The organism is Acinetobacter terrae (assembly GCF_013004375.1).
In the GTDB taxonomy this organism is placed as follows: domain Bacteria; phylum Pseudomonadota; class Gammaproteobacteria; order Pseudomonadales; family Moraxellaceae; genus Acinetobacter; species Acinetobacter terrae.
The window spans coordinates 43,061-68,810 of record NZ_JABERI010000026.1; the positions used below are offsets into that span (position 1 = coordinate 43,061).

Annotated in this window: 26 protein-coding genes and 2 tRNA genes; 7 read left to right on the forward strand and 21 right to left on the reverse strand. The window is 40.8% G+C overall.

The genetic code is table 11. From position 1 onward, the window contains the following. Positions 1-77: 77 nt before the first annotated feature. The 9 genes from HLH14_RS11400 to HLH14_RS11440 all read right to left on the reverse strand — a co-directional run bounded on the left by HLH14_RS11400 (position 78) and on the right by HLH14_RS11440 (position 9,832). Positions 78-908, reverse strand: coding sequence for an ABC transporter permease (locus HLH14_RS11400; protein WP_086193919.1), 831 nt, complete (start codon positions 906-908; stop codon positions 78-80). 22 nt (positions 909-930) lie between these two features. After that, positions 931-1,764, reverse strand: a complete 834-nt coding sequence (locus tag HLH14_RS11405; RefSeq protein ID WP_086193920.1) for an ABC transporter ATP-binding protein — start codon at positions 1,762-1,764, stop codon at positions 931-933. Positions 1,765-1,785: 21 nt separating this feature from the next. Further along, positions 1,786-2,814, reverse strand: coding sequence for an ABC transporter substrate-binding protein (locus HLH14_RS11410; RefSeq protein WP_171533087.1), 1,029 nt, complete (start codon positions 2,812-2,814; stop codon positions 1,786-1,788). Between the two features lie 11 nt (positions 2,815-2,825). Continuing rightward, positions 2,826-3,638: an ABC transporter permease gene (locus tag HLH14_RS11415; protein ID WP_086193922.1), complete on the reverse strand. Its 813-nt coding sequence runs from the start codon at positions 3,636-3,638 to the stop codon at positions 2,826-2,828. Between the two features lie 2 nt (positions 3,639-3,640). Continuing rightward, positions 3,641-4,483: an ABC transporter permease gene (locus tag HLH14_RS11420; RefSeq protein WP_086193923.1), complete on the reverse strand. Its 843-nt coding sequence runs from the start codon at positions 4,481-4,483 to the stop codon at positions 3,641-3,643. Beyond that, positions 4,480-5,730: an MFS transporter gene (locus HLH14_RS11425; RefSeq protein ID WP_086193924.1), complete on the reverse strand. Its 1,251-nt coding sequence runs from the start codon at positions 5,728-5,730 to the stop codon at positions 4,480-4,482. The genes HLH14_RS11420 and HLH14_RS11425 overlap by 4 nt, the downstream gene beginning before the upstream one ends. A gap of 15 nt (positions 5,731-5,745) precedes the next feature. Beyond that, entirely contained in the window at positions 5,746-6,801 is a 1,056-nt protein-coding gene (locus HLH14_RS11430) for an ABC transporter substrate-binding protein (RefSeq protein ID WP_086193925.1), read from the reverse strand. Positions 6,802-6,833: 32 nt separating this feature from the next. Continuing rightward, positions 6,834-8,315: a porin family protein gene (locus HLH14_RS11435; RefSeq protein WP_086193926.1), complete on the reverse strand. Its 1,482-nt coding sequence runs from the start codon at positions 8,313-8,315 to the stop codon at positions 6,834-6,836. Between the two features lie 668 nt (positions 8,316-8,983). Further along, entirely contained in the window at positions 8,984-9,832 is an 849-nt protein-coding gene (locus HLH14_RS11440) for an SDR family NAD(P)-dependent oxidoreductase (RefSeq protein WP_086193927.1), read from the reverse strand. Positions 9,833-10,065: 233 nt separating this feature from the next. On the opposite strand from HLH14_RS11440, the gene HLH14_RS11445 reads away from it, so the two are divergent. The 3 genes from HLH14_RS11445 (at position 10,066) to phoR (ending at position 13,089) form a co-directional block, all read left to right on the forward strand. After that, positions 10,066-10,776 carry a TetR/AcrR family transcriptional regulator gene (locus HLH14_RS11445; protein ID WP_086193928.1) on the forward strand — a complete coding sequence of 237 codons (711 nt, stop codon included), beginning with the start codon at positions 10,066-10,068 and terminating at the stop codon, positions 10,774-10,776. 218 nt (positions 10,777-10,994) lie between these two features. Further along, the gene (gene phoB / locus HLH14_RS11450; RefSeq protein WP_067725841.1) at positions 10,995-11,705 is read left to right on the forward strand and encodes a phosphate regulon transcriptional regulator PhoB; all 711 of its coding nucleotides are present in this window, start codon (positions 10,995-10,997) and stop codon (positions 11,703-11,705) included. Between the two features lie 25 nt (positions 11,706-11,730). Continuing rightward, complete coding sequence (phoR, locus tag HLH14_RS11455; RefSeq protein ID WP_067725839.1) at positions 11,731-13,089, forward strand: phosphate regulon sensor histidine kinase PhoR; 1,359 nt, start codon at positions 11,731-11,733, stop codon at positions 13,087-13,089. A gap of 23 nt (positions 13,090-13,112) precedes the next feature. On the opposite strand, the gene HLH14_RS11460 is transcribed toward phoR, so the two are convergent. From HLH14_RS11460 to HLH14_RS11470, 3 genes are all read right to left on the reverse strand, one after another. Further along, on the reverse strand, positions 13,113-13,763 hold the full coding sequence (locus HLH14_RS11460; protein WP_086193929.1) for a glutathione S-transferase: 651 nt from the start codon (positions 13,761-13,763) through the stop codon (positions 13,113-13,115). Positions 13,764-13,861: 98 nt separating this feature from the next. Continuing rightward, positions 13,862-14,260: an OsmC family protein gene (locus HLH14_RS11465; RefSeq protein ID WP_086193930.1), complete on the reverse strand. Its 399-nt coding sequence runs from the start codon at positions 14,258-14,260 to the stop codon at positions 13,862-13,864. Between the two features lie 45 nt (positions 14,261-14,305). Further along, a complete protein-coding gene (locus HLH14_RS11470; RefSeq protein ID WP_171533088.1) occupies positions 14,306-15,253 on the reverse strand; it encodes a pirin family protein in 948 nt (315 codons plus the stop codon). Between the two features lie 400 nt (positions 15,254-15,653). Between HLH14_RS11470 and HLH14_RS11475 the strand changes: the two genes are divergently transcribed. Next, positions 15,654-16,856: a GGDEF domain-containing protein gene (locus HLH14_RS11475; RefSeq protein WP_252152411.1), complete on the forward strand. Its 1,203-nt coding sequence runs from the start codon at positions 15,654-15,656 to the stop codon at positions 16,854-16,856. Between the two features lie 301 nt (positions 16,857-17,157). Here the strand turns inward: HLH14_RS11475 and guaA are convergent, their stop codons facing one another. The 3 genes from guaA to HLH14_RS11490 all read right to left on the reverse strand — a co-directional run bounded on the left by guaA (position 17,158) and on the right by HLH14_RS11490 (position 19,926). Next, entirely contained in the window at positions 17,158-18,726 is a 1,569-nt protein-coding gene (gene guaA / locus HLH14_RS11480) for a glutamine-hydrolyzing GMP synthase (protein ID WP_067725829.1), read from the reverse strand. A gap of 236 nt (positions 18,727-18,962) precedes the next feature. Beyond that, positions 18,963-19,361, reverse strand: coding sequence for a NirD/YgiW/YdeI family stress tolerance protein (locus tag HLH14_RS11485; protein WP_067725827.1), 399 nt, complete (start codon positions 19,359-19,361; stop codon positions 18,963-18,965). A gap of 145 nt (positions 19,362-19,506) precedes the next feature. Beyond that, entirely contained in the window at positions 19,507-19,926 is a 420-nt protein-coding gene (locus HLH14_RS11490; protein ID WP_067725825.1) for a DoxX family protein, read from the reverse strand. 190 nt (positions 19,927-20,116) lie between these two features. Here HLH14_RS11490 and HLH14_RS11495 point away from each other — a divergent pair, with 190 nt between their 5' ends. Then, positions 20,117-20,749 carry a DedA family protein gene (locus HLH14_RS11495; RefSeq protein WP_067725824.1) on the forward strand — a complete coding sequence of 211 codons (633 nt, stop codon included), beginning with the start codon at positions 20,117-20,119 and terminating at the stop codon, positions 20,747-20,749. Between the two features lie 27 nt (positions 20,750-20,776). Here the strand turns inward: HLH14_RS11495 and HLH14_RS11500 are convergent, their stop codons facing one another. The 5 genes from HLH14_RS11500 to HLH14_RS11520 form a co-directional block, all read right to left on the reverse strand. Next, positions 20,777-21,367, reverse strand: a complete 591-nt coding sequence (locus tag HLH14_RS11500; RefSeq protein WP_067725822.1) for a LysE family translocator — start codon at positions 21,365-21,367, stop codon at positions 20,777-20,779. Between the two features lie 218 nt (positions 21,368-21,585). After that, on the reverse strand, positions 21,586-21,975 hold the full coding sequence (locus tag HLH14_RS11505) for a hypothetical protein (protein ID WP_171533090.1): 390 nt from the start codon (positions 21,973-21,975) through the stop codon (positions 21,586-21,588). 8 nt (positions 21,976-21,983) lie between these two features. Further along, complete coding sequence (locus tag HLH14_RS11510; RefSeq protein ID WP_067725819.1) at positions 21,984-22,826, reverse strand: ParA family protein; 843 nt, start codon at positions 22,824-22,826, stop codon at positions 21,984-21,986. 82 nt (positions 22,827-22,908) lie between these two features. Then, a complete protein-coding gene (locus HLH14_RS11515; RefSeq protein ID WP_086193939.1) occupies positions 22,909-23,301 on the reverse strand; it encodes a SirB2 family protein in 393 nt (130 codons plus the stop codon). A gap of 13 nt (positions 23,302-23,314) precedes the next feature. Further along, on the reverse strand, positions 23,315-23,626 hold the full coding sequence (locus HLH14_RS11520) for a BolA family protein (protein ID WP_171533091.1): 312 nt from the start codon (positions 23,624-23,626) through the stop codon (positions 23,315-23,317). Between the two features lie 235 nt (positions 23,627-23,861). Here HLH14_RS11520 and HLH14_RS11525 point away from each other — a divergent pair. Further along, a tRNA-Gly gene (locus HLH14_RS11525) sits at positions 23,862-23,934 on the forward strand. A gap of 41 nt (positions 23,935-23,975) precedes the next feature. Next, positions 23,976-24,051, forward strand: a tRNA-Gly gene (locus HLH14_RS11530). A gap of 437 nt (positions 24,052-24,488) precedes the next feature. Here HLH14_RS11530 and HLH14_RS11535 read toward each other — a convergent pair. Next, positions 24,489-25,748: a capsular biosynthesis protein gene (locus HLH14_RS11535; protein ID WP_171533092.1), complete on the reverse strand. Its 1,260-nt coding sequence runs from the start codon at positions 25,746-25,748 to the stop codon at positions 24,489-24,491. Positions 25,749-25,750 lie beyond the last annotated feature (2 nt).

Here is a 25,750-nt window from a genome sequence, read left to right on the forward strand (position 1 = left end):
GATTTCTTATCTTAGAAAACATAAAAAAGCAGTGAATCAACACTGCTTTTTTGCATTTTAATTTTTAGATATTAATATTATTCTGATGGATTACGTTTCCAAGCGGTAAAGTATTTTTCCAACCCAATCAAAATATAGTTAAAAGATAAGCCCACTAAAGTAATCACTAAAATCCCCACAAACATTTGTGGAATTTCAAAACTAAATTGTGAATACATAATCAGGTAACCCAGACCGGCTTTGGCACCAAACATCTCAACCGCAACCAGCGCAAGGATGGAGATCGCCCCTGCCAAACGGATACCAACGAAAATGGTTGGTACTGATGCTGGTAAAATGACTTTACGGAACAGTTGATACGGTTTTAAGCCCATGGTGCGTGCTGATTTAATCAGCAAAGGATCGACTGTTTGTACACCGGTAATGGTATTTAACAGAATCGGCCATGTGCAGGCGTAAACCAATAAACTGATTTTAGATGCTTCACCAATGCCTAGAAATAAAATAAACAACGGCATTAATGCCAGCGCTGTGGTATTACGAAACAGCTCCAACAATGGGTTTAAAGTTTCTGCCACCAATTTATACCAACCAATGATCAAACCCAGTGGAATGGCAATGGCTAAGGCCAAAACAAAACCAATAATCGAGCGTTGAATACTGGCGCTAAAATGCGTACCCAGTTGTCCACTTTGGTACAGCTGCCATGCAGTATCCAACACTACAGACAATGGCGGTAAAAAGGCTGGACTCACCACACCTAAGCGCGGCAAACTTTCCCATAATAATAAGAACAACACGATGGCAATACTGCGTTTAAAAATCGTATTGAGCCAAGTCAGTTGTAAGCGTGGTTTTGCCACAGTATAAGTTTGGCGATGTGGAATCGCCTGTTGAGTCGATGACATAATGAATAATCCTCTAATTTATTTATGCGTGAGCAAGCTGTTTGTCTTTTTCGAGTGCTTGCGCCTTAATCACCTCTTCGCTGAGCTGCGACCAGATTTGATGACGAATTCTGCCGTATTCAGCCGTTGAACGGATATCCTCACCTTTGGCTTTCAGGCTGGCTGGAATGTCGATGACTTCCTTAATCCGTCCCGGTCTTGAGGTCATAATCGCCACGCGTTGACTGAGGAAAATCGCTTCATCAATACTATGGGTGATGAAAACAATGGTCTTCTTCGAGGTTTGCCAAATCTTAATCAGTTCTTCTTGCAAGGTTTCACGGGTTTGCGCATCCAGTGCGGCAAACGGTTCATCCATCAATAAAATTTCAGGTTCATACGCTAAGCTTCGCGCAATCGCGACACGCTGTTTCATCCCGCCTGAAAGCTCATTCGGATAATGCTTTTCAAAACCTGAAAGCCCCACCAATTGCAGATAATACTGGGCTTTTTCCCGACGGGTTTTCTTGTCCACGCCTTTGGCTTCCAGACCAAATTCAATATTTTCTAAAGCAGTCAGCCATGGATAAAGTGCGTATTGCTGAAACACAATGCCGCGATCCAGACCTGGCTGAGTAATTTGCTTACCACTGAGTAAAATTTGCCCCGAAGATGGCTTAGTCAGTCCAGCAATCAGGTCAAGTAAGGTTGATTTACCACAGCCACTTGGCCCCACAATGGAAACAAATTCACCGTGTTGGATATCTAAAGTGACATTTTCAACCGCGACAAATTCAGGTTTATAATTTTTGCTATTGGGATGATTCTGCGCAGGAAAAACCTTACGCACATGATCTAAATTTAAGGCACTGGTCATTGTTGTATTCCTTTTCTAATCTTAATTTTTCTGTGCTGCATAAGGGTTGAATTCATTGCTATACAGCGTGCTCACATTCAATTGATTCGGTTTTAATTTTTGCTCTTGCACCAAGGCATTCACCCATGGCTCGAAGTCTTGATTTTTTTGTACGCCGCCGACATCTTTCACTCCAGTTCCCGTGTAATACGGAATCAACACTTTGGTTTCATTACGCTGACGTTTATCAATAATGCTTTCCATACGTGCCACAATTTGTTCTTTTGGTGTGTGATGCAACCACTCTTGTGCACGAGCCACACCGTTCACAAAGGTTTTTGCTGCATCACGATGCTCTGCAATGAAATCCTTACGCATCGCGTAACTGCCCGCAGTAAATGGACCATACAGCTCAACATCTTTAAAGATTGGACGAACTCCACCAGTTTTAAGTGCACGTTTTTCTAAAATCCCCGAGAACACCGCAATATCAATTTGACCATTACGGAGCGCTTGTTCGGTGCTGACAGGTGGCAAGACAATCAATTCAACCTCACGAATTTCTTTTTCTGTTAAACCGTGACGCAATAAATAATCTTTTACGACAAACTCATAATGTGCACCAAAGGCATTCACTGCGACTTTTTTACCAATAAAATCGCGTGGACTACGAATCGGGCTGTTCTCTAAAACATAAAAACCCACGTTCATGTCTTCATCACTGCCATAAGATGCGATCACAGGCACCACATCTAAACCCGCAGCAATGACTTTCACCACGGCGCCATTGAACGCTGAAGCAAAATCGACGTCACCGGACACCAAAGTGAGTAAGTCTTGTGGTCCACCTTGTACTGTGCCGACGTAATCCAGTTTAAGTTTGCCCAAGTAACCCAAGTCCTGCGCCAATTCAGGCAGCGACACCAAACCTGGATAACTTTGATAACGTAAATGCGTCACGTCCTTTGACGTGGTTTTATCAACCTTCTGCGTCGTACAACCTGCCACCAAACTGCTAGTTATGACGGCTGCCAACAGGGCTTTTTGCCAAAATTTCGGGAGTATTTTCATTGTTATTTCTCCTAACTCCGCTGCTGCCAGCGCAGTACTTTACGTTCGATACGGCTGAGGATGCTGTTTAAAATCACCCCGACAAAACCAATGGTCAGCATGCCTAAAATAATCAAAGACACATTAAATTGCTCACGACCACGAATGACCAAATTACCGAGTCCAACGCCGTAATTTGCCAGTAAAAATTCTGATCCCACCGTTGCCAACCACGCGAAAATTAAACCCAATTGCAGACCGACAAAAATCTGTGGACTCGCTGCCGGCAAAATGAGTTTGCGGTAGGTATACAGTTTCGGAAATTGATAGACTCTTGCGACTTCACTGTATTTCGCGCTGATGCTGCTGACACCTTCCAAGCTGTGTAATGCCACTGGATAAAACACCGATAGACTGATAAATAAAATTTTTGCACCGTTGCCATAGCCTAAAAAGGTCGAGATCAACGGCAACCATGCAAACAGTGACACCTGACGTAATACGTTAAAGCCCGGTGCAAATAACCAATTGACCCAACGGGTTGTGCCCAGTGCCACACCAAAAGCCACCCCTAGACTTGCACCAATCACATAACCGGTGAAGTTACGACCGAGGCTTGCGGCAAAGCCTTGCCAAAATTCGGGTTGGCTAAAGCTCTGGATAGCACCCGTTAATACCGTGACTGGCGATGGAATCAATTTAGGATCGAGCCACTGTAAAGCTGACGCCAGCGACCAAAGTGCAATAAATGCGATCGGTAAAATCAAGGCTTGCAGTACTTTAATGCTTTTGTCCAAGTTTGAATTTGCAGGAATATTGGATTGTTCAAGACTGAGTTCTGACATGATTAGCCCCCTACTCGTGTTGCGTAAAAACGAGCAAGGCGTTCAAAGGCAGCCAATACGCTGTCCAAAACAAAGCCCGTGATGCCAATTAAAATGATGCCCATGAAAATAATATCCATCTGCATCAATTGACGTCCCCAAACCATCAGGAAGCCAATCCCTTCACTGCTTGCCAGTAATTCCACAAACACCAAGGCTAACCATGCTTGCATCACACCTTGACGTAAGCCACTAATAATGGCGGGTAGGCTTGCCGGTAAAATCACTTTGGAAAAAGTCTGAAATTTAGAGAATTGATAAACCTGCGCCACTTCAAGCAAACGGTTCGGTACTTGTTGAATACCTTTAAAGGTTGCAATCAACACTGGAGAAACCACCGCAAGCGAGATCGCAACAATCTTCAAGGCTTCATCAATGCCCAAGAAAATCATTAACAGTGGAATCCAGCCAATGATCGGAAATTGCGTAAGCAAATGAATGCTCGGTAAAACAAAACTTTGCGCGCGTTGTGATAAAGCAAACCAGATCCCAAGGCTCAGTCCAAGACTGACACCGAGTAAGACGCTCCATAAAATACGCTTAGCACTGGTGGCAAAGTGAAATTGCAAATCACCCGATTGCCACAGTTCAACGGTTGTGCTCCACACCAATTGCGGCGCAGGCAAAATTTGTTCTGGCAACCAGTGCTGCACTGTTGCCACATACCAAACACCCAACAACAACACCGGTAGCAGTAGACCACAAGCCAATTGCAAGGTTACTTTTAGGTATTTCTTAAAAAATTCAAATGCACTACGGTAACTTTGCCACTGTACCGAATGTGCGGTTACATTCGTAAGGCTCATGATTCTTGTCCTTCTGCTATATGTTTTAAATCATCAGGTTTTAAAAAAGAGAGAAACGCCTGATCACGAGAGATCACTAAAATCAGTCCGATAAAGGCCAGACCGATTGGGAAAAATAAATTCTGTAAGCCGATGCTGGCACCGAAGGCTGCTCCTAAAAAGCCGCCAAACAAGCCACCTGCCGGACCAACTAAAGCCAAGATGGGTGAGATTTTTGCCATTGCGGTTTGTTCACCCACTTTGGCAAAGGACATAAAGTTGGCAATGTGCAACATGCCCAAACCGAGTCCTAACATCAGTGATGCTGGCCACATCCAAAAAGTGACTGAGGTAAAGGCTAAAATCAGTAATGAGCTACTAATTAAGCTCAGTCCGATCCAGTAAAACTTCGGATAACCAATCAGTTCAGCCAAGCCACCCAATGTGAATAACGAACCGACAAAAACAATGCCTTGTGTCGTGAGTAACATTACCGCTACAGATTCAGACAGTGAGAAACTTTGAATGGCGATAACCACAATGAAAAAGCCAAAATAGCTATTCGCTACGCTGCTTAAAAACTCTAAAGCACAGACCATGCGCAGAGCTGTATGGGTTTTCAGTAATGCCAGTGGTGCAACCACATCACGCCATTGAAAGCTCGGTGCATTGGCTGCGGTTTGATGAATCTGCTGAAAGCAAAATGGCGCAAAAATCAGGGTTGCCAAAAATAACAACGCCACGCAGTAAAAGCTGCCACCATAACCAAACTGTTGAATCAGTAATACCGTTAAAACAGGTGCGATGAGGAAAAAACCCATCATGTGAGAACCGCGGAACCAACCTGCTTTGGCCGGCCCAAGACGTTTTAAATTGCTCAGAAAAACGGTATTAATTGAGACAAAGCGCATCGGTAAAACAAAGCTCACCAATGCCGTCACAATGAGTAAATACCAAGCACTTTCCTGCAGCGGTGTCAGTGCATATAAAGCTGCACCAATCACACTGCCCATACTAAAAACTTTTAAGGAACCCAGGCGCTGCACCAAAACACCAATCGGCAGCGCCATAAACAAGATACCGACACTTTGTGCTGCAGCAATCAATCCAAGCTGAAGCTCTGTCGCTTCAAGTTGCACGGCGTACAATGAAATCAAGATACGGGCAACCCCAACCCCTAAACCGGCGATAATCGTCAGCAGCACAAAACTGCTCATGAATTTCGCGGTTAAAGGGGTAGAGACAACATTTGTTTCAATCGGATTCATGACCACATTCCTGAATTATTTTGGCTGGCCATTGGCATTAAATGCACGCCAATAGTTCTGCAAATTCAGTTCTTTTAAAGCATTGTTTAAATACTTTGGTTCGTACCAGGTTTTGGTATCCACATCGCGGCGGATGAGTTTTGCATCTTTGGCAATTTTTAATGCGCTGTCGATTTGTGAACGATGAAATTCATCTAGCAATGGATTGGTACGATCTTTTAGGTTCCAGCCATCCCAGGTTTTTTGATAGTCGACCAATGGAATACCGCTTTGTGACCAAAGCTTATATTGGGTGACACGGTTGGCTTCTTCCGAACTCCACTGTGCTTGTTTAATCAGTGTCGTGACGACACGTTGTGTCACTTCTGGGTATTGTTTTTCAAAACTTTCAGTTACCCAAAAATGTGCAATCGGGGCAACTTTAGGATCTTTAATTTCAATTAAAGTTTTTGCGACTCCACGTGAAACCAAACTAAATGGTGAAGTAATCGCGGCATCAATATCACCTGTTGCTAGAGATGTACGCGCAGAATAACCATCTTGCGAAATCACGCGTAGGTCACGTTCGGTAAAGCCATATTTCGCCAAGACACGGTTAAAAACGATTTGTTGATTTGTACCTTTAAAAATTGAAAACTTCTTACCTTTTAGATCAGCAAAAGACTTAGCACTTGATCCAGCAGGAACCACCACATAGGTTGGACCAAAACGACCGGTTGAGAACAAAACCTTAGTTTTAAGTCCAGTAGAACGACCCACCAATGAAGGTAAGTCACCATGTAAAGCAAAATCGACTTTACCGTTGGCTAAACCTTCATTGGTTGCAGGGCCTGCACCTGGGAAGAATAACCACTTCACAGCAATGCCATCTTTCTTAAATTCTTGCTCTAATACACCGCGTAAATGCGCTGAAGCGACAAAGCTACCCCCTGTTTTAGGCTTACCACCTTCACCCGCACCTGACATAGAAATGCGGATTTCTTTGGGATTGGCTGCATGCAGTTGCAAGCTGAGTCCCAGTGCCGATAAGGCCAAGAATGTTGCGGCTATTTTTTTAGAAAAAAGTTTCATATTTAACGGTCCTATAGAATTAAATGATTGAATTAGAATGTGTATTGGAATTGCGCTTGCAGTTCATTGGTGTCTTTCTGTGTCGCAGCCTCAATGTCATAGATGTAATGATTGAGCTGTAACTGGAATTTGGTGGTCTGGGCAAAAAACAGATTTAAACCTAGTGAATGAATGTCGTATTCACCGATGCGGCCACTCGCGGTATCTAAGTAATCTTTTTGATTTTTATTTGGGTTATAGCTGTCGTAACGGTAGTAACCTTGAATCGATTTCGGCCAGAAATCGTCAAATTTGGCATTGGATTTAATACTGTTATAGAACTGGTCACCCAAGGTATAGAACGCGGTAAAGGTATGCCCTTCTGCTTTGGCTTCTTTTACAGCAAGTGCAGTCGTGTCGATGTAATCAGTCTTGCCTTGTAGATATTCATACGTCACGCCAAACGGTGCGTGATTGTAATAGACGTCAAAACCAAGGCGGTCACGCTTTGCTTTATTGTCTAAAATACCAAGACTAGAAAGTTTGGCTTCACCTTTGATATAAGACGCGCCAACTTTGAATTCACGTAACCAACTTGCATAGTCCACAGGTAAGGTAAATGCCACACGACCAATATAATCTTTGCCGTTATTGTCATCGGTTTTGTTACTGCCATTACCGTTGGTCACACCAATCGCATATTCAAACAACGGCGCACGGTAGTTCGCACCGTAGTCGACAAATGGCTTTGCATCGCCACGAACAATCAAGCCATTTTGACGGGTAAATAAACCCAAATAAGTTGGTGCGGTTGCTGTACTGATGGTTGGACGTAAATCTTCAGGTGACTGCACGTCTAGACCAAATGGCAGCAATTGCTGACCTAAGGTTAGGTTTAATTTAGAGACCTCTGCGCCACCATTGGTCGACAGCACGTGATAGCGTAAGTAAGCATCGAGCAAGTTAAAGTTGCTGTTGTTGGTGCCGTCGTTACGCTTTGAATACCCAAAAGAGGCTTGGTAATCGAGGTTCTTTCCTTCGTTATAATCTTTAAATAAATTACCGCGCACCCCAAGTAGTGCCGTACCGACATCAAAGGTTGATTTTGGCGTATTGGGTGCAGTGTTATTGTCTTGCACATTGGCACGCAGTTGCACCGTACCGAATAAAGTCGTATCACGTGCTGACTTCACTGTTTGGCGTTCATACTGACGCGACTGATCATATTTATAGTTTTCTAAATCGGAACGTACACCTTCAATATCATCTGAGGTTGCCGGTGTTGGACCAGCAGCCAATTCAGATCCTTCGGCATCTTCACTGCTATAACTGTCTACGCTGTCATTCACTGGTGCAACGACAGCAGCTTTGGCTTGGGGTTGTGCTTCAACAGCATTTAAGCGTTGTTGAAGGGTTTCAATTTGTTGTTTCAAACTGCTCAGCTGCTGTTTTAAGTCAGCATCACTGGCAAAACTCAATTGACTGGTTGCAGATAAAATCAATGCCACTGCAAGATTTAACGATGTTTTTTTCATACTCTAATTTCACTTCTTTTTTGTGCCCCAAAGCGCAAAGCTGCCCCAACCCCAAGCCAAGGACTTGAGGTAAATGTAGTGCGTGGGAAATACGGGTTATGCGGCCTGTTTGTTTTTCAGTTTTTCTTTATTTCCTGAAACGAACTTCGGATGATTCACGTGATTAATAATCAAGATCATCCAACAGCCATTTTTTTTAAATTAGTTTCTGTTAGCGACAGCATGTATAGCCACACATGGTCATGCACATCACTAAATGAGCTGAAGTCATGTTGGCTATACTCAAGCACTGCGGTTTTGCTTTTAAATGGTTTAAATTACGCATAGGTTTTGGCCTATTCTTCATGTTTTCGTTCTTGTTATTTCGCAACAACCATGCCAACTATATAAATTATTGTTTTAACGGAATTTATTAATTTTATTCCAACTAAACATGTTGGTTTTAACGCGGTATGTGTGTTGATATTTCAACACTTGCTTATTTAAATTCAGCTGGTTTTTTTATTTTTATTTCTTATTTTTAGATATAAGGCTACTTTTTCGAGTACCCGCTACAGCTCCAATTTATAAGCTAAAACTTAAGGAAAAATACTTTTGGGATATTCGAAAACCGCAATTTTAAGGCATAAAAAAACCCGCCATTTGCGGGTTTTTAAGCGCTTTTGGTTTTAAGCAGATTTCTTGCTTTTATTGCCTAATTTTGTAGCGAATGCCATGACACGCTGATAACCGGTCGGCAAAATGCGCTGCATCAAATCAATGGCTTTGGCATCATTACCTATCAATAAACGGCGTTTATCTTTTTGCACCGCTTCAATGATTTGACGTGCTGCTTCTTCTGGTGGGCAACGTAATAATTTATTAAAGGATTCTGCCGATTTTTCCGGATGCATACCTAAGCTTCGAATACTGTCATTCATCTTGGCTGCATTGGCAATATTGGTACGAATACCGCCTGGGTGAACACATAGCGCACTCACGCCACAATTTTCCATGTCCAGTTCCTGACGCAGTGATTCAGTGAAACCACGTACCGCAAATTTGGTGGCATTATATGCAGACTGGGTCGGTTGTGCAGTTAAACCAAACAGACTGGAAATATTAATGATATGCCCTTCACCGGACTTCTTGATTAAAGGTAAAAACTCTTTGGTGCCATAGACCACACCCCAGAAGTTAATATTCACAATCCATTCCAGTTCTTCGTAACTTGCCCCTTCAACGGTTGAACCCAGTGCAACCCCCGCATTGTTAAAAATCATGTTGACTGAACCGTGATTTTGCACGGTATCCGCAGCCCATTCTTTCATGGCATCACGGTCAGCCACATCCAGTTTTTGGGTGGTTACACGTACATGACTTTGTTTTACCAATTCAGCCGTTTGCGCTAAACCTTGTTCATTCACATCACTTAAGGACAAATGACAACCTTGCTTTGCCAAAAGTACAGCCAATTGCTGACCAATACCTGAACCCGCACCGGTAATTGCTGCGACTTTATTTTTAAAATTTTTCATGACTCATCCTTATCCAATTTTTTCTGCACCATTCACCTAAACATCTCGATTGTTTTTCTGTGGTGATGATGTGCAGTTCATCCATCCAATATAATTTTGACAATACTCATTGTCAATATAATATATGATCAATAGCAAGATCAAAGACCATCTGGCCATTTTCAGCATAGGTCTGTGAATAAATTATTGTTAACATAGGGCAAAACCCAGATTTAATTCGGCACACCATATTTATGACTGAACAACACGAAAATCTTGAAGAAAAACAAAATAAGCCGTCAAAAACCAAAGAACGTCAATTTAAAGGCCTGTCTTTAACTGAGCGCAAACAAGCACGTCGTGAAAAGCTGATTGAAGCGGGCATTGAAGCCTATGGCACGCATGGTTTTTTTGCGGTGACGGTAAAAGATATTTGTAATGAAGCCAAACTGACTGAACGCTATTTCTATGAATCTTTTAAGAAAAGTGATGAGCTTTTTCAAACCATCTTTTTAAAATTAATCGATCAATTGCAGCACAATGTCATGCAAGCCATCATGCAGGCATCGACCGATCCGCGAAAAATGATTGAATCCGGCTTAACGGCGTTACTCACTACATTAAAAGATAATCCACGTATGGCACGGATTATTTATATCGATGCCATGCTGGTTCAGGAGCTGCATAATCAAGCCACTATTCATGAAACCATGTTGCGTTTTGACCGTATGATTCATGCCTTTGTCATGTTAATGATGCCGCATATTGACCGTTCTGAACGTGAAATTTCTTTAGTCGCAACAGGTTTGAATGGCTATGTCACTCAAATTGCGATTCGCTGGGTGGTCAGTGGCTTTAAACAATCGATGCAAGAGGTTTTATCGTCTTGTAGTATCGTTTTTCTATCTTTGCTCGATACTTTTTCAGAAAAAGAAAAAATAATGAAAAAAGAAAGTTCATCTTAATCTTTAGATTGAAATTCATACAATATGTTGAATTCATTATATTTAGATGACTGATTTATTTTAAATTGTTCATTTTTCACTATAAAAATTGTCACATTTCTTTGCGAAAACTGGCCTATCGCCCTTTTCTGCAATGATACTGTCATAATTAATCTTTGTAATAAGCCTGTCATAAATACAAAACGGTTCACCGTTAACATCAAATAGGATATTGCGTTGTGAAAGATGACTATATATTAATCGTCGATGACGAACTTCCCATTCGAGAGATGATTCACACATCTTTAGACATGGCAGGCTTTCAATGCTTACAGGCAGAAGATGCCAAACAAGCCCACCAAATGATCGTGGATCAACGCCCTGCGCTTATTTTACTAGATTGGATGTTACCGGGTGGTATCAGCGGGGTTGACCTGTGCCGCCGCTTAAAACGCGACGAGAGCTTAAATGAAATTCCAGTGATTATGCTGACGGCACGTGGCGAAGAAGACCATAAAGTACAAGGTCTTGATGCGGGTGCAGACGACTATATGACCAAACCTTTCTCGACTCGAGAACTGGTTTCACGTATTAAAGCGGTATTACGTCGTGCCAATGCCTTAAGTGGTGAAAAAACCATTGATGCCAATGGTCTAATGCTTGATCCGGTCAGCCAGCGCGTCAGTTATGCTGATAATATTTTAGAGATGGGTCCCACAGAATACCGTTTATTGGCATTCTTCATGACTCATCCCGAACGTGCCTATACCCGTGCTCAATTGCTTGATCAGGTTTGGGGTGGTAACGTATATATTGAAGACCGTACCATTGACGTGCATATTCGCCGTTTACGTAAAGTGCTGGAACCTTTTGGGGTAGACCGCTATATACAAACCGTTCGTGGCACAGGTTATCGTTTTTCGACCCGCGCGGATGTCGCTTTAGGTTAGTCGTTTTTTAGGTAAATTGCGTTTTATGTATGAACCCTACCCCGTCCCGGAAATTGCACGAGAACATAAACGATTCCGTTACAGCAGTTTATGGACTTTTGCCAAGCAAGATTTACGTTTACTCGCCTTTTTACTGCTAATTGCAGGTTTAATGGGTATCGGGATTGGGTATTTCTGGATTTTTATTTTCATCGCTTTCGCGATATTTTTTGCTTTGCAACTCCGTTCACTGTATTTGGTAAATGAATGGATTTCCAACCGCCCTTATGATGTTCCGCCCAACTTGGATGGCATCTGGGGCGCATTGCTGTTTAATGTTTATCGCGCCCAGCGCCAAGAACGTATTGTTCAGGCAGAAATGGTCGGTTTAATTGATCGTGCTCAATCTTCACTGATTGCCCTGGCCGAAGCCGTGGTTTTGATTGATGAATTACACCAAATTGAATGGTGGAATCCCGCAGCGGAAAAGTTGCTCGGGATACAGCCTTTAGATCGCGGGCGTAATATTTTAACCCTGCTGCGTCAGCCGAATTTTATTCAATATTTCAACCATATTGACGAGGCACCTGATGGCTTGAAAATGAAATCTTCAGCCTTTGAAGACCATTATGTGCAAGTCAAAATGACTCGTTTTGGTGGTGAAAGCCGTCTATTGGTGGCCTATGACGTCACCCGCATGCATAATCTGGAACAAATGCGTAAAGACTTTGTCGACAATATTTCCCATGAACTGCGTACGCCCCTGACCGTACTCAGTGGTTATATTGAAACCTTTACCGATCAGGAAGATTTAAATCCACGTTGGAAACGTGCCTTTGACCAGATGCAAGCACAAACCAGACGTATGAATGCCTTGGTCAATGACCTATTGTTGCTCTCTCGTTTAGAAAGCAACAAGCAAATTGCCAAAAATCAGATTATTGAAATGCCGAGTCTGATGAACCAGCTGTTTGATGATGCTCAAGCCTACAACGTTGACTATCACCACACGCTGAATTTAGATATCGACAGTCATTGTGACCTGATTGGTTCAGATACCGAACTTGCCAGCGCCTTCAGCAACCTGATTACCAATGCCATTAAATACACGCCTAAGGGCGGAACCATTACTATGGGTTGGCATGATGATGGCGAGCACGGTATCTTTACTGTTGAAGATACCGGGATCGGGATTGATCCCAAACATCTGCCGCGTTTAACCGAGCGTTTCTATCGTGTCGATAGTGCCCGTAGCCGTCAAACTGGCGGAACAGGTTTAGGGTTGGCCATTGTGAAACATGTGCTCATGCAACATGGCGCACACTTAGAAATCGAATCAAAAGAAAACCAAGGCTCAACCTTTAAAGTAATCTTCCCTAAAGAACGCCTCTACCACATGAGCTAGACGTACAGTACATCTAGCTCAATCTAAGAAGCTAGATTCTGTTCTTTAAACTTTGCTCGCTGATAAGCCGGACGCTCCGCCAAACGTTTTACATAGGCCGCAATATAAGGATATGACCCTGATGTTCTCGACTGCAGGGCTTCTAGCGGAAAACCCATCTGAATATCGGCAAAAGAAAATGCCCCTGCCACGTACTCATGCTTAGCCAGATAATCTTCCAGATAGTTAATATGATCTTTTAAACGCGGTTGAATAAATCCTGCCTTTACCCCTGATGTAATTTTTTTCGCGACCGGCTTTACCAGCCATGGTACATGTTTGGGTACGTTGCTCATCACCAACTGCATCACCAGTAAAGGCATCAATGAACCTTCCGCATAATGCATCCAATAGCGATATTGCTGCTGATCTTTTTTATTCTGCAGATTAAATTGCTGTTGCTGATCATAGGTTTCTTGCAGATATTGCAAAATCACCGCAGATTCGGCAATGGTTTGATCCGCATCGGTCAATACCGGTGCTTTGGCTAAAGGATGAACCAGTTTTAATTCTGGAGGGGCAGCAAAAGTGGGTAAGCGTTTATAAAATTTAACCTGATAATCCAAAGCCAGTTCTTCTAACGCCCATAAAATTCGAAAAGAACGCGATTGATCTAAGTGGTGCAATGTAATCATTATTTTGCTCTCTATTTTTTCTGCTTTGACTATACGCATAGCCCTAAAAAAATGACATCCTGCTTTACACAAAATGTCATTTCGATCTGTTCATCAACTTAGACAAGTACAGTATTAATGTCTAGGCTACGTAATAATGTTTTGGTCACTGGCGTTTTATTGCTGATCTCTAAAACCTTTTGCTTTAGCTCATCCGACAAGGGCTGCGCAAAAGACAAACGACGTTCAATCCATTCTTTGCCTTCTTTATTGGCATTAAAATCAGCTTCAACAGAAAACTCCCCCAGCTCTATGCCTTTATGACTGGCATACATGCGCAGCGTAATCATGGTACAAGAAATCAGACCTGAACAAATCAAATCATAAGGTGCAGGACCTTTATCTTGCCCACCAAAAGATTCGGGTTTATCAGTCATAAATTGGTGTATACCCGTCTTGATCTCGCCCGACCAAGGTTCAGCCAAGCGATGTACTTCTGCATTTGCAATAATGGCCATGAGGAGGATGATTCCTAAATGTTATCTTTATTTTAAATTTTATCTTTATTTAGAGGCACGCATTTTATCTGGGAATGCCGGCGCTTCTAAGCGTGGTCCAGGATAATCAGCAATATTGCCAAAGCGTTCATGTTGTTCAATCCAGTGGTCACGAGCATTGCAAAGTTCTTCCTGAGTACGACCGACAAAATTCCACCACAGCAATATTGGCGACTCAAAAGGTTCACCACCCAACAGTAGAATACGGCTGCCCGCATGGAGCTGAATTTCAATTTCAGTAACACCCGGCTCAAGAACAACCATATTGTCTTCAGTCAGTTCATGACCATTCACGACAGCTCCCCCATCCAAGGCCATGAAACCGTATTCAAATTTTGGATTGAGTTTAATTCGGGTGGTGGTCGATTCTTTTGCCGTTAAATCAACCCCGAGTAATTCCGTATGTACGGCTACCGGTGATTTAGTTTTTAGAAACTCGCCGACCAATACGGTAAATTCGACCTGATCTTTTTCAACCACAGGCAGTTCTGGATAGTGCTCAAAACAGGGGGCCATATTCATTTTATCATCTGGCAACGCAATCCAGAGCTGTGCAGCATGCATATGGGTTTCAGTTTCCGGTGCAACTTCAGTATGTGAAATACCATAACCGGCTGTCATTAAATTGACCTGTTTCGGGCGAAGCAACTGTTTTGTGCCCAAACTATCAGTATGCATCATGGTGCCTTCAATCATCCAGGTGAAGGTCTGCAAACCTATATGTGGATGCGGCCCAACATCCAGGCCATCACCTTGCGGAAAAGTCACGGGACCGGCATGATCCAAGAAACACCATGCTCCAATTAAGCGTTTATGGCGACTTGGCAAAGCACGCTTGATTACGGTTCCCTGCCCAATTTCCACGCTACGTAAAGGAAATTCCTGAATAAATTGATTCACGTATTTTTCACAATCATCTGAATCAGAAAGCTCTATATAGTTGCTATTGGTCATATTTTTATCCTGAATCGTACGGGCTAAACCGCTCTTGAATGTCCTGAATCTATTCTTATGATCATATAGGCTCTTACAGATTCAGCCTATAGCTAAGTTAATACGCTGAATACCATGTATAGGACAATATTATTTTTGAAATTTTCCGTAATAAAACAATCTCTTCATTCTTTATTCACCCCGCTATTCATCTCCTATTCATATGAATTTTATATATAAATAAAATTTTGTCACAATTACCTTAACCGCTTATTGTTTATCTGGTGTACAAATTCTATTCATCCACCTATTATTTTTGCTTTACGAATCCCACAAAGAAAGGGGTATCTCCATGTTTAGGGGAGATCAAAAAAAAACTCAGAACAACAATGATAAAAATCCTGATCAGATTGGGACAAATGTGGATAAAAATTCAAATCATGAAACTGCTTATATTTTACCAAAGCAGCTGTGTACTGTTGAAAATCAAAAAGTGATAGAACAGGAATTACGAGATCCAGCCACACGTATTCCGGATCAATTTCAACAATATTACTTGGACTATCAAAATAAACACCAACGACAATTTTTAAAATGCGTCAATTTTATTGGTCAGATTACATTTTTAAGTTATTTCTTTGTAGACTGGTTGCTGATCCCTGAAATTGGCATGCTTTCAGGTATTTCACGGATTATTCTTGTGGTCTGTGCAATATTAATCAACGGGTTCGCCTTTCGTTACTGCAAAAATATTAAAATTATAGACAGCTTACTTCCCATATACGTCGCGGCAGCAGCTGCATTGTGGCTAAGTCTTCTGATGTTGTCACATAGTCCAATCGTGACCACATATATATATGCCGCTGTCATTTTTATTTTATTAGGCAATTTATGTGTACAAGTCTCTTTTCGAAATTCAATCTTCACCTCTTTGCTGATTAGTGCGGTCATTTTTCATGGTGTATCTCAGTTGGTCAGCTTAGAGGAAGTTGTCTTATTTTCTCTCATCTATGTCCCTGTTTTATTACTCAGCATGTATATCAGCTGGAATAATACTTTAAATTCAAAACGCAATTTTTTACGGGTTTTATTAAATGACTGGAACTACTATGCCTTAAGTGAACTGGCGCATACAGATGAGTTAACTCAACTCAATAATCGTCGACAGTTTTTACAGGTTGCTGAACAAACCATTCAGAAATGGCCAAAATATAATTTAGCTTGTTTATTGATGCTGGATATCGACTTTTTCAAAAACATTAATGACACTTATGGACATGATGTAGGCGATGAAGTCCTTCGGGTGCTTGCTGAAATTGCTCGCAAGGAAATGCGACACACAGATGTGTTAGCCCGTTTTGGCGGAGAGGAATTTATTGCATTACTGCCGAATACCACACTGGAGGAGGCAATCACCATCGCGAATCGATTGTGCCGAACCATTGAAAGTCATCAAATCTGTATTAAAGATAAATTCTTTTTCAATTTTAGTGTCTCGATTGGGGTATCCCAACTACAACCCAATCAAAATGATTTGAGTTTACTGATTAAAAATGCCGATATTGCGCTGTATCAAGCCAAGAAAAATGGCCGCAATCAGGTGGCTATTTATACCTGTGAATGATTAAAAAGTTTCTTCATCAAAACGATCTTGGTCGATTTTATAAATATGAAAATTTAGTTCAATTTGGATAGCCGAAAACCCAATTTAGTTTTTCTTCAATCAACAACTTCATGTATAGTAAAATAAATTGATCATAAGTCATTGAAATTATTTTCTTTTGATTGAATATTTGATTTTCATAAGATAAAAAAGGACGCTTTCGCGTCCTTTTTTATTGAGAGGTTTAGTTTTCACTAAACTGCCGCAGGCGTAGCCTTTGGCGTAAACCTGGCAAGCAGCAATGCTGCTTGAAAGCCCAGTTTTACTCCCATTCAATCGTCGCTGGTGGCTTAGATGACACGTCATAAACAACACGTGAAACATCTTTAATTTCGTTCATGATACGAGTCGAAATCTTATCAACCAATTCATATGGAAGATGTGCAAAACGTGCTGTCATGAAGTCAACAGTTTCAACTGCACGAAGTGCAATCACCCATGCATAACGACGACCATCACCTACTACACCAACAGATTTAACTGGTTGGAATACAGCGAATGCTTGAGCAGTTTTATCATACCAACCGCTGGCACGAAGTTCTTGCATGAAAATGTCATCAGCTAAACGAAGGATGTCAGCATATTCTTTTTTCACTTCACCCAAAATACGCACGCCCAAACCTGGACCCGGGAATGGATGACGATAAAGCATTTCGTGTGGTAAACCTAAAGTTGTACCTAAACGACGTACTTCATCTTTAAACAAGTCACGAATTGGCTCAACCAATTCAAATGCTAAATCTTCTGGTAAACCACCCACGTTATGGTGTGATTTAATCACGTGCGCTTTACCATTTTTAGTTGCAGCAGATTCGATTACGTCTGGATAAATCGTACCTTGAGCAAGGAAGTTTACGCCATCTAGCCCACGAGCTTCTTCAGCGAAAACTTCAATGAATTCACGACCGATGATTTTACGTTTTTTCTCAGGATCAACTTCACCTGCAAGTGCAGACAAGAAACGCTCTTCAGCATCAGCACGAATCACGCGGATACCCATGTTTTTCGCAAACATGTCCATCACTTGCTCGCCTTCGTTCAAACGAAGTAATCCGTTGTCTACGAATACGCAAGTCAATTGGTCGCCAATCGCACGGTGAAGTAGCGCAGCAACAACAGATGAATCAACACCACCTGAAAGACCAAGCAATACTTTTTGATCGCCAATTTGTTTACGCAATTGTTCAACACGTAGGTCGATAATATTTTCAGAGTTCCAAAGATTACGACATCCGCAAATGCTATGTACAAAGTTAGATAATAACTCTGCGCCTTTTGCAGTATGGGTTACTTCTGGATGGAACTGTACACCGTAGAAACGACGTTTTTCATCGCTTACAGCTGCAAATGGACAGCTTGGAGTGCTTGCAGTAACAGAGAAACCTTCTGGAATCGCACTCACTTTATCACCATGGCTCATCCAAACATTCAGTTTGTTTTCACCATCGTTTAAATCACCAAGAAGTTGGTCACGGACTAAAACATCAACCGCAGCATAACCAAATTCATGAACAGTACCTGGCTCTACTTTACCGCCAAGTTGTTCAGACATGGTTTGCAAGCCATAGCAAATACCTAATACAGGTACACCCAAGTTAAATACAACTTCAGGTGCGCGTGGACTACCTTCTTCATGAACACTTTCCGGACCACCAGACAAGATGATACCGTTTGGATTAAATGCGCGAATGTCTTCTTCAGACATGTCATAGGCATACATTTCAGAATATACACCAGCTTCACGTACACGACGTGCAATAAGCTGACTGTATTGAGAACCGAAGTCCAAGATCAGGATGCGGTCTTCAGTGATTTGAGTATTGGTAGTCATGACAAACAACTATGTAAGGCAAACGAAATAAGCGCTGCATTCTATCATTTTTCGTCGCATTAAGCACACTATTCGCACAAGGCATCTATTCAATTGATTAGATTATATTTTGAGCATAAAAAAACACCATCTCGAGTGCTTTTTTATTTTGTCATTCAGAATGATTAATTGAGAGCACTGCTTTAACCTAATCATTTGCTTCCTGCTCTGGTCTTTTCCAGTCATCTTCCATATTACTATCGGTTAAACCAGAGCCATTTATCAGATTGATTGTCCATTCTTCCAATTTGAACTACATCTATTGTCGTCGGTTGACCAGTATGGGTATCCACTTCACCAATCACCTTAACTTTATCACCTGCTTTCAAGCCCATCGGTCTCCATAAATCAGAATCTACTTCTATACCAATTTTGCCCGAGCTATCTTTCAGTTCATAATGATCTTTATGTGTTTTTCTAACAATTGTGCCGGAGAGCATGACCGCAGTTTCATCTGGGAGTTGTTTTGCTTCTGCAACAGTCACCATGTTTTGAGCAGCTTCAGTCATGATGACCTGATCACTTTTACCTGCCCATGTAGATGTTGTGGAAAGCATTGAACCCGTAACAAACAGTGCCAATAACATTTTTTTCATGATTGACTCCACTAGCTAGCTTCATCAATCTTTATTGAAGCAAAATTCGGACAATTTGTACGCAGCTTTTATGTATTGTGCATAGCTTTTATGTAATTACAAAAATGAAATGACCAAGCTAAAGTCATCTCATTTTTAGCTTCGATCATGCTTTCTCAATCACATGATCCACACTGAATTTTCCTGCGCCATGCAGCATTAGAAACAATAGACCACCGGTCATGGCCATATTTTTCATAAAGTTAATCGCATCTTCAGCACCACCATGAAACAGGAAAGCAGTGATTAAGCTAAATAAGGCCAAACCCAATGCTGCGAAACGAGCCTGAAAGCCAAACAACAAAGCCAAGCCACCACCAAACTCAACCAAAATGGTTAAAGGCAACATCATCCCCGGCACACCCATCGACTCCATATAACCCACGGTCGCACTATAGGCAGTGATTTTCCCCCAACCTGCCATAATAAAAATATAAGCCATAAGAACACGGGCTATCAGGCTAATCAAAGCATCACTTTGTGGGCCTTGAACCAGATTTTTTACCACAACATTCGGATTTAACATGAGACAACCTTTTCGATATTTTTAATGATGGATTCATACTAGGCTGTTTTTTTTGCTGAATAAAGCAGCACTTTGTAGATACATCGTTGCAAATACGGAACGATTAAAATGGAATTTATTTACTTTTTCATACTGACTTTCATACCTTAGACTGCTAGGATTTCAGCACATTTTTGCTGCCTGTAGCCCCATGGAACTGCTTGATTTTATCTTACATGTTGATGACCATCTGCTCGAATTTATCACCAATTATGGCGTGTGGATTTATGCCATTCTTTTCTTAATTATTTTTGTAGAAACGGGTCTGGTGGTTATGCCGTTTCTACCGGGCGATAGCTTATTATTTGCTGCAGGGGCCTTAGCCGCTTCAACAGGTGCAATGGATCCTTTTGTTCTGATGATCCTCTTGTTTATTGCTGCAGTCTTGGGCGATACCCTGAATTATCATATTGGTAAATTTATCGGACCACGTGTTTTTGAAACGGAATCACGTTTTATTAACAAACAGCATTTAAATTACACGCAAAAATTCTTTGCAAAACATGGTGGTAAAACCATTATTTTTGCACGCTTTGTTCCTTTTGCCCGTACTTTCGCTCCCTTTGTTGCCGGTGCAGGCAGCATGAATTACAAATTCTTCCTCAGCTTTAATGCGATTGGCGGATTCTTGTGGATCGGTTCATTTATTACCTTGGGTTATTTATTTGGCAACATGCCAATTGTAAAAGACAATTTCACCCATCTGATTTTTGGCATCATTATTATTAGTGTACTGCCCGGCATTATTGGTTTTATTCGCCAAAAGCTGAAAAAGGCACATTAAACTGGTGTGTTGCAACAGCTGTGAAATTTAAAAGAAACGAATCACTACAGGCAACATACCCAGCAGCAGCAACATGGCCGATCCTTTATATAAAAGATCGGCTTTTATTTGCTTCGATTGGCCTGCCAAAATGGCACGACCAAAAGACATCCAGAACACCGCTGTAGGCAATAACACCAAACTGAATGCTGCGAACACCAAAACAAAATTAGTCGGATTATTCCAGGTTTCAATCGGTAAAATACCCGCTGCAAATAATAAAGCTTTAGGATTTTTGAAGGTGGAAAAGAACAGTTGTCGAGGTCGGATAGAAGGATGACGTTGATTATGCTTTTCTAAATCTGAGGTTTTCCATAAATGGAAGGCCATCCAAACCACATAGAGGGCGCTAAAAAAATGCACAATATGAATAAAGTTCGGCCAGACTGGACTACATACATGAATTAGCAATGCCCATAAATTAATGGCATAAAAATATCCAAGCAGCTTTGCTGGAATAAATAAACTGGTTTTGGCAATGCCTTGTTGATGTGCAGAGCTTGCAAGTAATGCGTTAGTTGGACCCGGAATCATCAGAACCGCAATCACTGCCAACACAAAAAGCCAACTCTCAATCATAAATACCTGATATCACCACTAAAGAGTGGCACACCTTATACGAAAGTCACAAAAAGTGACAAGTATTTCGATTAAAAAATCATAACCTCATACGTTTAAATTTCACACTAAAAAATATTAAGTACTTGATATTAATAAAATTTTATTGAAACATTTTGCTAAGATTTTATCACCCTGCTGTCGAGTACAGCCCAACAACAGCGCGATAAATTGATGAATTATTGAGCTTTATTACGAATAATAATCGGGCAATTTTTGAATTTAGCCGCCTGAACCACAGCTTCTTGCTCACCCAATAGACGGGCTAATTCAGTTTTTTTGGTATTTGAAGATTGTCCCATATTGACTGAAACGCTTGGACCAATTCCCCAGCCACCATGACTGCCCCAACCACCACCAACGCCTACACCAACACCCACACCACTACGCTTGGGCGGTTGTACGCCACTGTCGATATATTGCTGGATACGATTATATTCGCTTTGTAATTGCTGGCAGCTCAAGGCTTGATACTGCGTTGGTGATACATAAGTCGGTTTGACGGTTGTCGCACATGCACCCAATAAAAGAGTACTACCCAGTAACAGGCTTAAATACAATGTTTTCATGGGAAACCTCAAATCTTATTTTGCTCAATTTCATTGAACAATGATTGATAGGCTTGCGTCAATTTATGATCAGTAGCCAAATGAATTAAAGGCTGATTTTTAAGATGAGATTCTTTCATTAAAATTGACGGGGGCAACATACTTTCTAAAACAGGCAAACCTTCATCTTTGAGTTGTTGCACCACTTCACGTGGCAATTTTGCCTGAGCTTGAAACTGATTGACGACAATACCTTCAATTTCCAGGCGGTCATTATGATCGTCTTGGGTTTCGATGACATTTTCAATCAATGTTTTTAAGGCACGTTTCGAGAAAACATCACAATCAAAAGGAATCAGTACCCGTTCTGCGGCAATCAGTGCAGATAAAGTAAAGAAGTTAAACGCTGGGGGTGTATCAATATAAACACGGTCGTATTGTCCAGCCAACTGTTGCAAGGCATCGCGTAATTTATAGATTTTATGTTTCGATTCTAAAGCGTGTGCCAGTGCACCCAAGGTTGGACTGGCAGGAATCACATGCAAATTTTTAAACGGCGATTGATGCACATAGCTTTCCAGACCTTTGGAACGACTCTTTAAAATCGAACCAATTGCATTGCCTAAAAGCCCTTTACTTTGGGTATTACCCAGTACTTCTTCAAAGTAGTTTTCAACATTCGGCTCCAACGCAGGTTTATCAACCGAGTAAGTCGCATCATCCCCCAATAAATATTGACTCGAATTGGCTTGTGGATCGAGATCAATCAACAAAGTTTTAAAACCTTGATGTGCACTGATTGCTGCTAAATTTACGGCAATACTTGACTTGCCGACCCCACCTTTTTGATTAAAAACCACACGTGTCCGCATTGCAGCCCTCTATGCTTTATATTTATGTATTGCTTGCAGTTTAACCTACCCGCCTTGCTTCAAAAACAATTATGTCTAACAATTAACCGAAATTTGGCTTAATTATGACTAGACCAATAATCCCAATGAGTGCCACCACAGCAATGGCTAAGCCTGCACGACGTTGTGCCAACAAAATACTGTCATCTTTTTTATACGCTTTGATTAAAGATGAAAATAAAACCAAGAATAAAACCACTTTGGCATAGAACCAGGATTGCACTTCAAAGTTTTTGATCACTAAAGATATGATCCCTGTCAGTACAATTAAGGTCATCGACAAATGTTGTAGCGCCACCAAGAGTTTCCGTGCCACTGGATTCGGTTGATTCCCCTGAACCCCGACAAACAGAGTAAAAGCCCGAGCAATCACAACCCCAATCAGCAGGGTCACAATGCTCATATGTATAATTTTAACAGTCAGCTGCATGTCCATTATTCAACATCCCTTATTCAGATTTGGGTGCATGTGCACAGTCAGGACTTGGCGTGGCTTGTCCTTGCCATTCCGAGGGAACAAAAGCATGGATGGCAAGTGCATGAATACGACTCGGGCTCAGTAAGTCACCTGCAGCAGCATAAATTTTTTGATGACGTTGCACTAAACGTAATCCTTCAAAGCTGTCACTCACCACAATCACTTTAAAATGTGACTCCTTACCTGGAAAATAGCCACCATGACCTGATGATTCATTCAACACTTCTAAATGTGTTGGTGATAAATCTTGAAGGCGTTGAATCAGTTGTTGTTCTAAAGTCAAAATAATACTCCCAAATCACTAAAGCTCTGGGTTTAGTATAACGTGTTCGGATTCAATCTTGATCTTGAACCAGCTAAATCATTCAGTAGTTTTAAGCAGAGATTAGGGTGATCTATATTATTTTTGCTTACAAAACCGCCACAACCGTGAAAAATGGTTTTATTTTATGCAATTGATACAAGTTTTTTCACAAAGTTATTGACCCTATTTTTGCATACTGTATTATACACGGCATGCGGGAATAGCTCAGTTGGTAGAGCATAACCTTGCCAAGGTTGGGGTCGGGAGTTCGAGTCTCCTTTCCCGCTCAAATTTTTTAGTGTAAGTTTTAGAAAAAACTACTCAATAAGCGGGAATAGCTCAGTTGGTAGAGCATAACCTTGCCAAGGTTGGGGTCGGGAGTTCGAGTCTCCTTTCCCGCTCCAGATTCAAAAAAAGCCCTCATCGAAAGATGGGGGCTTTTTTTTTTGTTAATTTTTATATTTTCTCTGTAAATGTTCTATTTTATTAGTTTGCTCTTTATTTGACCTTACCCTGACGTTATTCCATATTTTCAAAAAATTAATTACTGCTTATCTTTTCGGAAAATTTTAAGGATATATCGCCAAATAACGATGAAATGATATGTCAAAAATTGACCAAAATCATTAGAATTACCATTAAAATCTTCATGGGTATTAGCTGACACAGGTAGAGTTCGCAAAATTTATCTAGAAAAATAAAGTCTATTTAACTCTCTGTTTTTAAAATTTAATATAATAAAATCGCGGTGATCTTACCCAGAATGAGTTCGAATCACCATTTTCGATGGGTTTTTTTTATTGCATGAAGTTTCTTCATTAAAAAAGACCAATATCCACCTTTAAACAACTTTAGTTTGTTTCTCTGGATCTTCTTGATGAGCAATTACGGCTTGATTGCTATAAACCTCTTTCCAAGGAGAAATACCATAAAAAGAGCCGTTCAATTGTGAATAGAGGATAAGCTCACTGCGGAAATAAGAAAAATAATGAGAATCGACCTTTCCGGGATTTGTCCAAAATTTGGACAAAGCATATTGATTGGTAAGTTTTGGCAAATTATATAAAGCAAAACCAAGCACTTTAACTGGTATGTGATGGAATAATGCCTGAATACCTGTTGTGCTATTAACCGTAACCAAACCTAAGCCATGCTTCAACAAGGTAGGAAAATGGATATCACAAAAATAATGAACTCGTCCTTGAATGTGGAATTGCTTGGCATATCGATTAATTAATTTTCTATAATTTCGATAACCCCTATCCATCGGGTGATGTTTCAAAACCAAATGCATTGACTGATCTGCATAAAGACCAAAGTCTTTTAAAACCAATTCAATATACTTTTCTACATTCTTTAAATCACTATGTATTTTAATTTGTGAATCATTATGTACTTGTAAAGAAAAAATAAAATATTTTTTTGAATTTCCCTCTAAAAAGTTATTAAATTCATGCTTTTCAAACAGTTTATTTTTAACCCTTCGAATACCCGATAATGTCCAAAATCCCAATTCTTTTATTGGGTGAATACCGCGATGATGCTCATAACTTGGATATTTAAAAGAAAATAAAACCCATAAAAGATAATAGGTAATAACACTCGCAACCATTTTCGAGTAGCTATTTTGTACATCAGTGATATCAGAATTCAAATCATTACGGTTGTCTAAAGCTTGTATATTATTTAAGTGGTTCAAAAAATTAGAGAAAAAGTTAACGCCATTTTGCTCAAAAGTGATGTAATTGGGTCGAATATAGCCCTCTTCAAAAGCAAAAAAATTAATATTATTTTTTTCTGCTATTACTTTTGCCAACTTGTGATATTTTCTACAATCACCAAAGCAAACAATAGCATCTATTTCATGCTCTATTAAAAAAGCCTCAATCCACCCTAAAAAATCCCCTAAACGCCCTTGATAATCAAAAACATTTTCTTTGGATTTATAAAAAAATCGATCGCCACCATTAAAGTTGATTTTATAACATTCAATATTTTTACCGTTTAACCATTGTGCTAAACGATAAAAGAAATCACCCATTGGTCCCTGCAAAAGTAAAACTTTATTCGCCAGCAACAATTTATCTACATGTATAGACATGA

Excerpts from the sequence above, each read along its gene's own strand:
- HLH14_RS11400 (WP_086193919.1), bottom strand. The coding sequence starts at position 908 with ATGTCATCGACTCAACAGGCGATTCCACATCGCCAAACTTATACTGTG.
- HLH14_RS11405 (WP_086193920.1), bottom strand. The coding sequence starts at position 1,764 with ATGACCAGTGCCTTAAATTTAGATCATGTGCGTAAGGTTTTTCCTGCG.
- HLH14_RS11410 (WP_171533087.1), bottom strand. The coding sequence starts at position 2,814 with ATGAAAATACTCCCGAAATTTTGGCAAAAAGCCCTGTTGGCAGCCGTC.
- HLH14_RS11415 (WP_086193922.1), bottom strand. The coding sequence starts at position 3,638 with ATGTCAGAACTCAGTCTTGAACAATCCAATATTCCTGCAAATTCAAAC.
- HLH14_RS11420 (WP_086193923.1), bottom strand. The coding sequence starts at position 4,483 with ATGAGCCTTACGAATGTAACCGCACATTCGGTACAGTGGCAAAGTTAC.
- HLH14_RS11425 (WP_086193924.1), bottom strand. The coding sequence starts at position 5,730 with ATGAATCCGATTGAAACAAATGTTGTCTCTACCCCTTTAACCGCGAAA.
- HLH14_RS11430 (WP_086193925.1), bottom strand. The coding sequence starts at position 6,801 with ATGAAACTTTTTTCTAAAAAAATAGCCGCAACATTCTTGGCCTTATCG.
- HLH14_RS11435 (WP_086193926.1), bottom strand. The coding sequence starts at position 8,315 with ATGAAAAAAACATCGTTAAATCTTGCAGTGGCATTGATTTTATCTGCA.
- HLH14_RS11440 (WP_086193927.1), bottom strand. The coding sequence starts at position 9,832 with ATGAAAAATTTTAAAAATAAAGTCGCAGCAATTACCGGTGCGGGTTCA.
- HLH14_RS11445 (WP_086193928.1), top strand. The coding sequence starts at position 10,066 with ATGACTGAACAACACGAAAATCTTGAAGAAAAACAAAATAAGCCGTCA.
- phoR (WP_067725839.1), top strand. The coding sequence starts at position 11,731 with ATGTATGAACCCTACCCCGTCCCGGAAATTGCACGAGAACATAAACGA.
- HLH14_RS11460 (WP_086193929.1), bottom strand. The coding sequence starts at position 13,763 with ATGATTACATTGCACCACTTAGATCAATCGCGTTCTTTTCGAATTTTA.
- HLH14_RS11465 (WP_086193930.1), bottom strand. The coding sequence starts at position 14,260 with ATGGCCATTATTGCAAATGCAGAAGTACATCGCTTGGCTGAACCTTGG.
- HLH14_RS11470 (WP_171533088.1), bottom strand. The coding sequence starts at position 15,253 with ATGACCAATAGCAACTATATAGAGCTTTCTGATTCAGATGATTGTGAA.
- guaA (WP_067725829.1), bottom strand. The coding sequence starts at position 18,726 with ATGACTACCAATACTCAAATCACTGAAGACCGCATCCTGATCTTGGAC.
- HLH14_RS11485 (WP_067725827.1), bottom strand. The coding sequence starts at position 19,361 with ATGAAAAAAATGTTATTGGCACTGTTTGTTACGGGTTCAATGCTTTCC.
- HLH14_RS11490 (WP_067725825.1), bottom strand. The coding sequence starts at position 19,926 with ATGTTAAATCCGAATGTTGTGGTAAAAAATCTGGTTCAAGGCCCACAA.
- HLH14_RS11495 (WP_067725824.1), top strand. The coding sequence starts at position 20,117 with ATGGAACTGCTTGATTTTATCTTACATGTTGATGACCATCTGCTCGAA.
- HLH14_RS11500 (WP_067725822.1), bottom strand. The coding sequence starts at position 21,367 with ATGATTGAGAGTTGGCTTTTTGTGTTGGCAGTGATTGCGGTTCTGATG.
- HLH14_RS11505 (WP_171533090.1), bottom strand. The coding sequence starts at position 21,975 with ATGAAAACATTGTATTTAAGCCTGTTACTGGGTAGTACTCTTTTATTG.
- HLH14_RS11510 (WP_067725819.1), bottom strand. The coding sequence starts at position 22,826 with ATGCGGACACGTGTGGTTTTTAATCAAAAAGGTGGGGTCGGCAAGTCA.
- HLH14_RS11515 (WP_086193939.1), bottom strand. The coding sequence starts at position 23,301 with ATGGACATGCAGCTGACTGTTAAAATTATACATATGAGCATTGTGACC.
- HLH14_RS11535 (WP_171533092.1), bottom strand. The coding sequence starts at position 25,748 with ATGTCTATACATGTAGATAAATTGTTGCTGGCGAATAAAGTTTTACTT.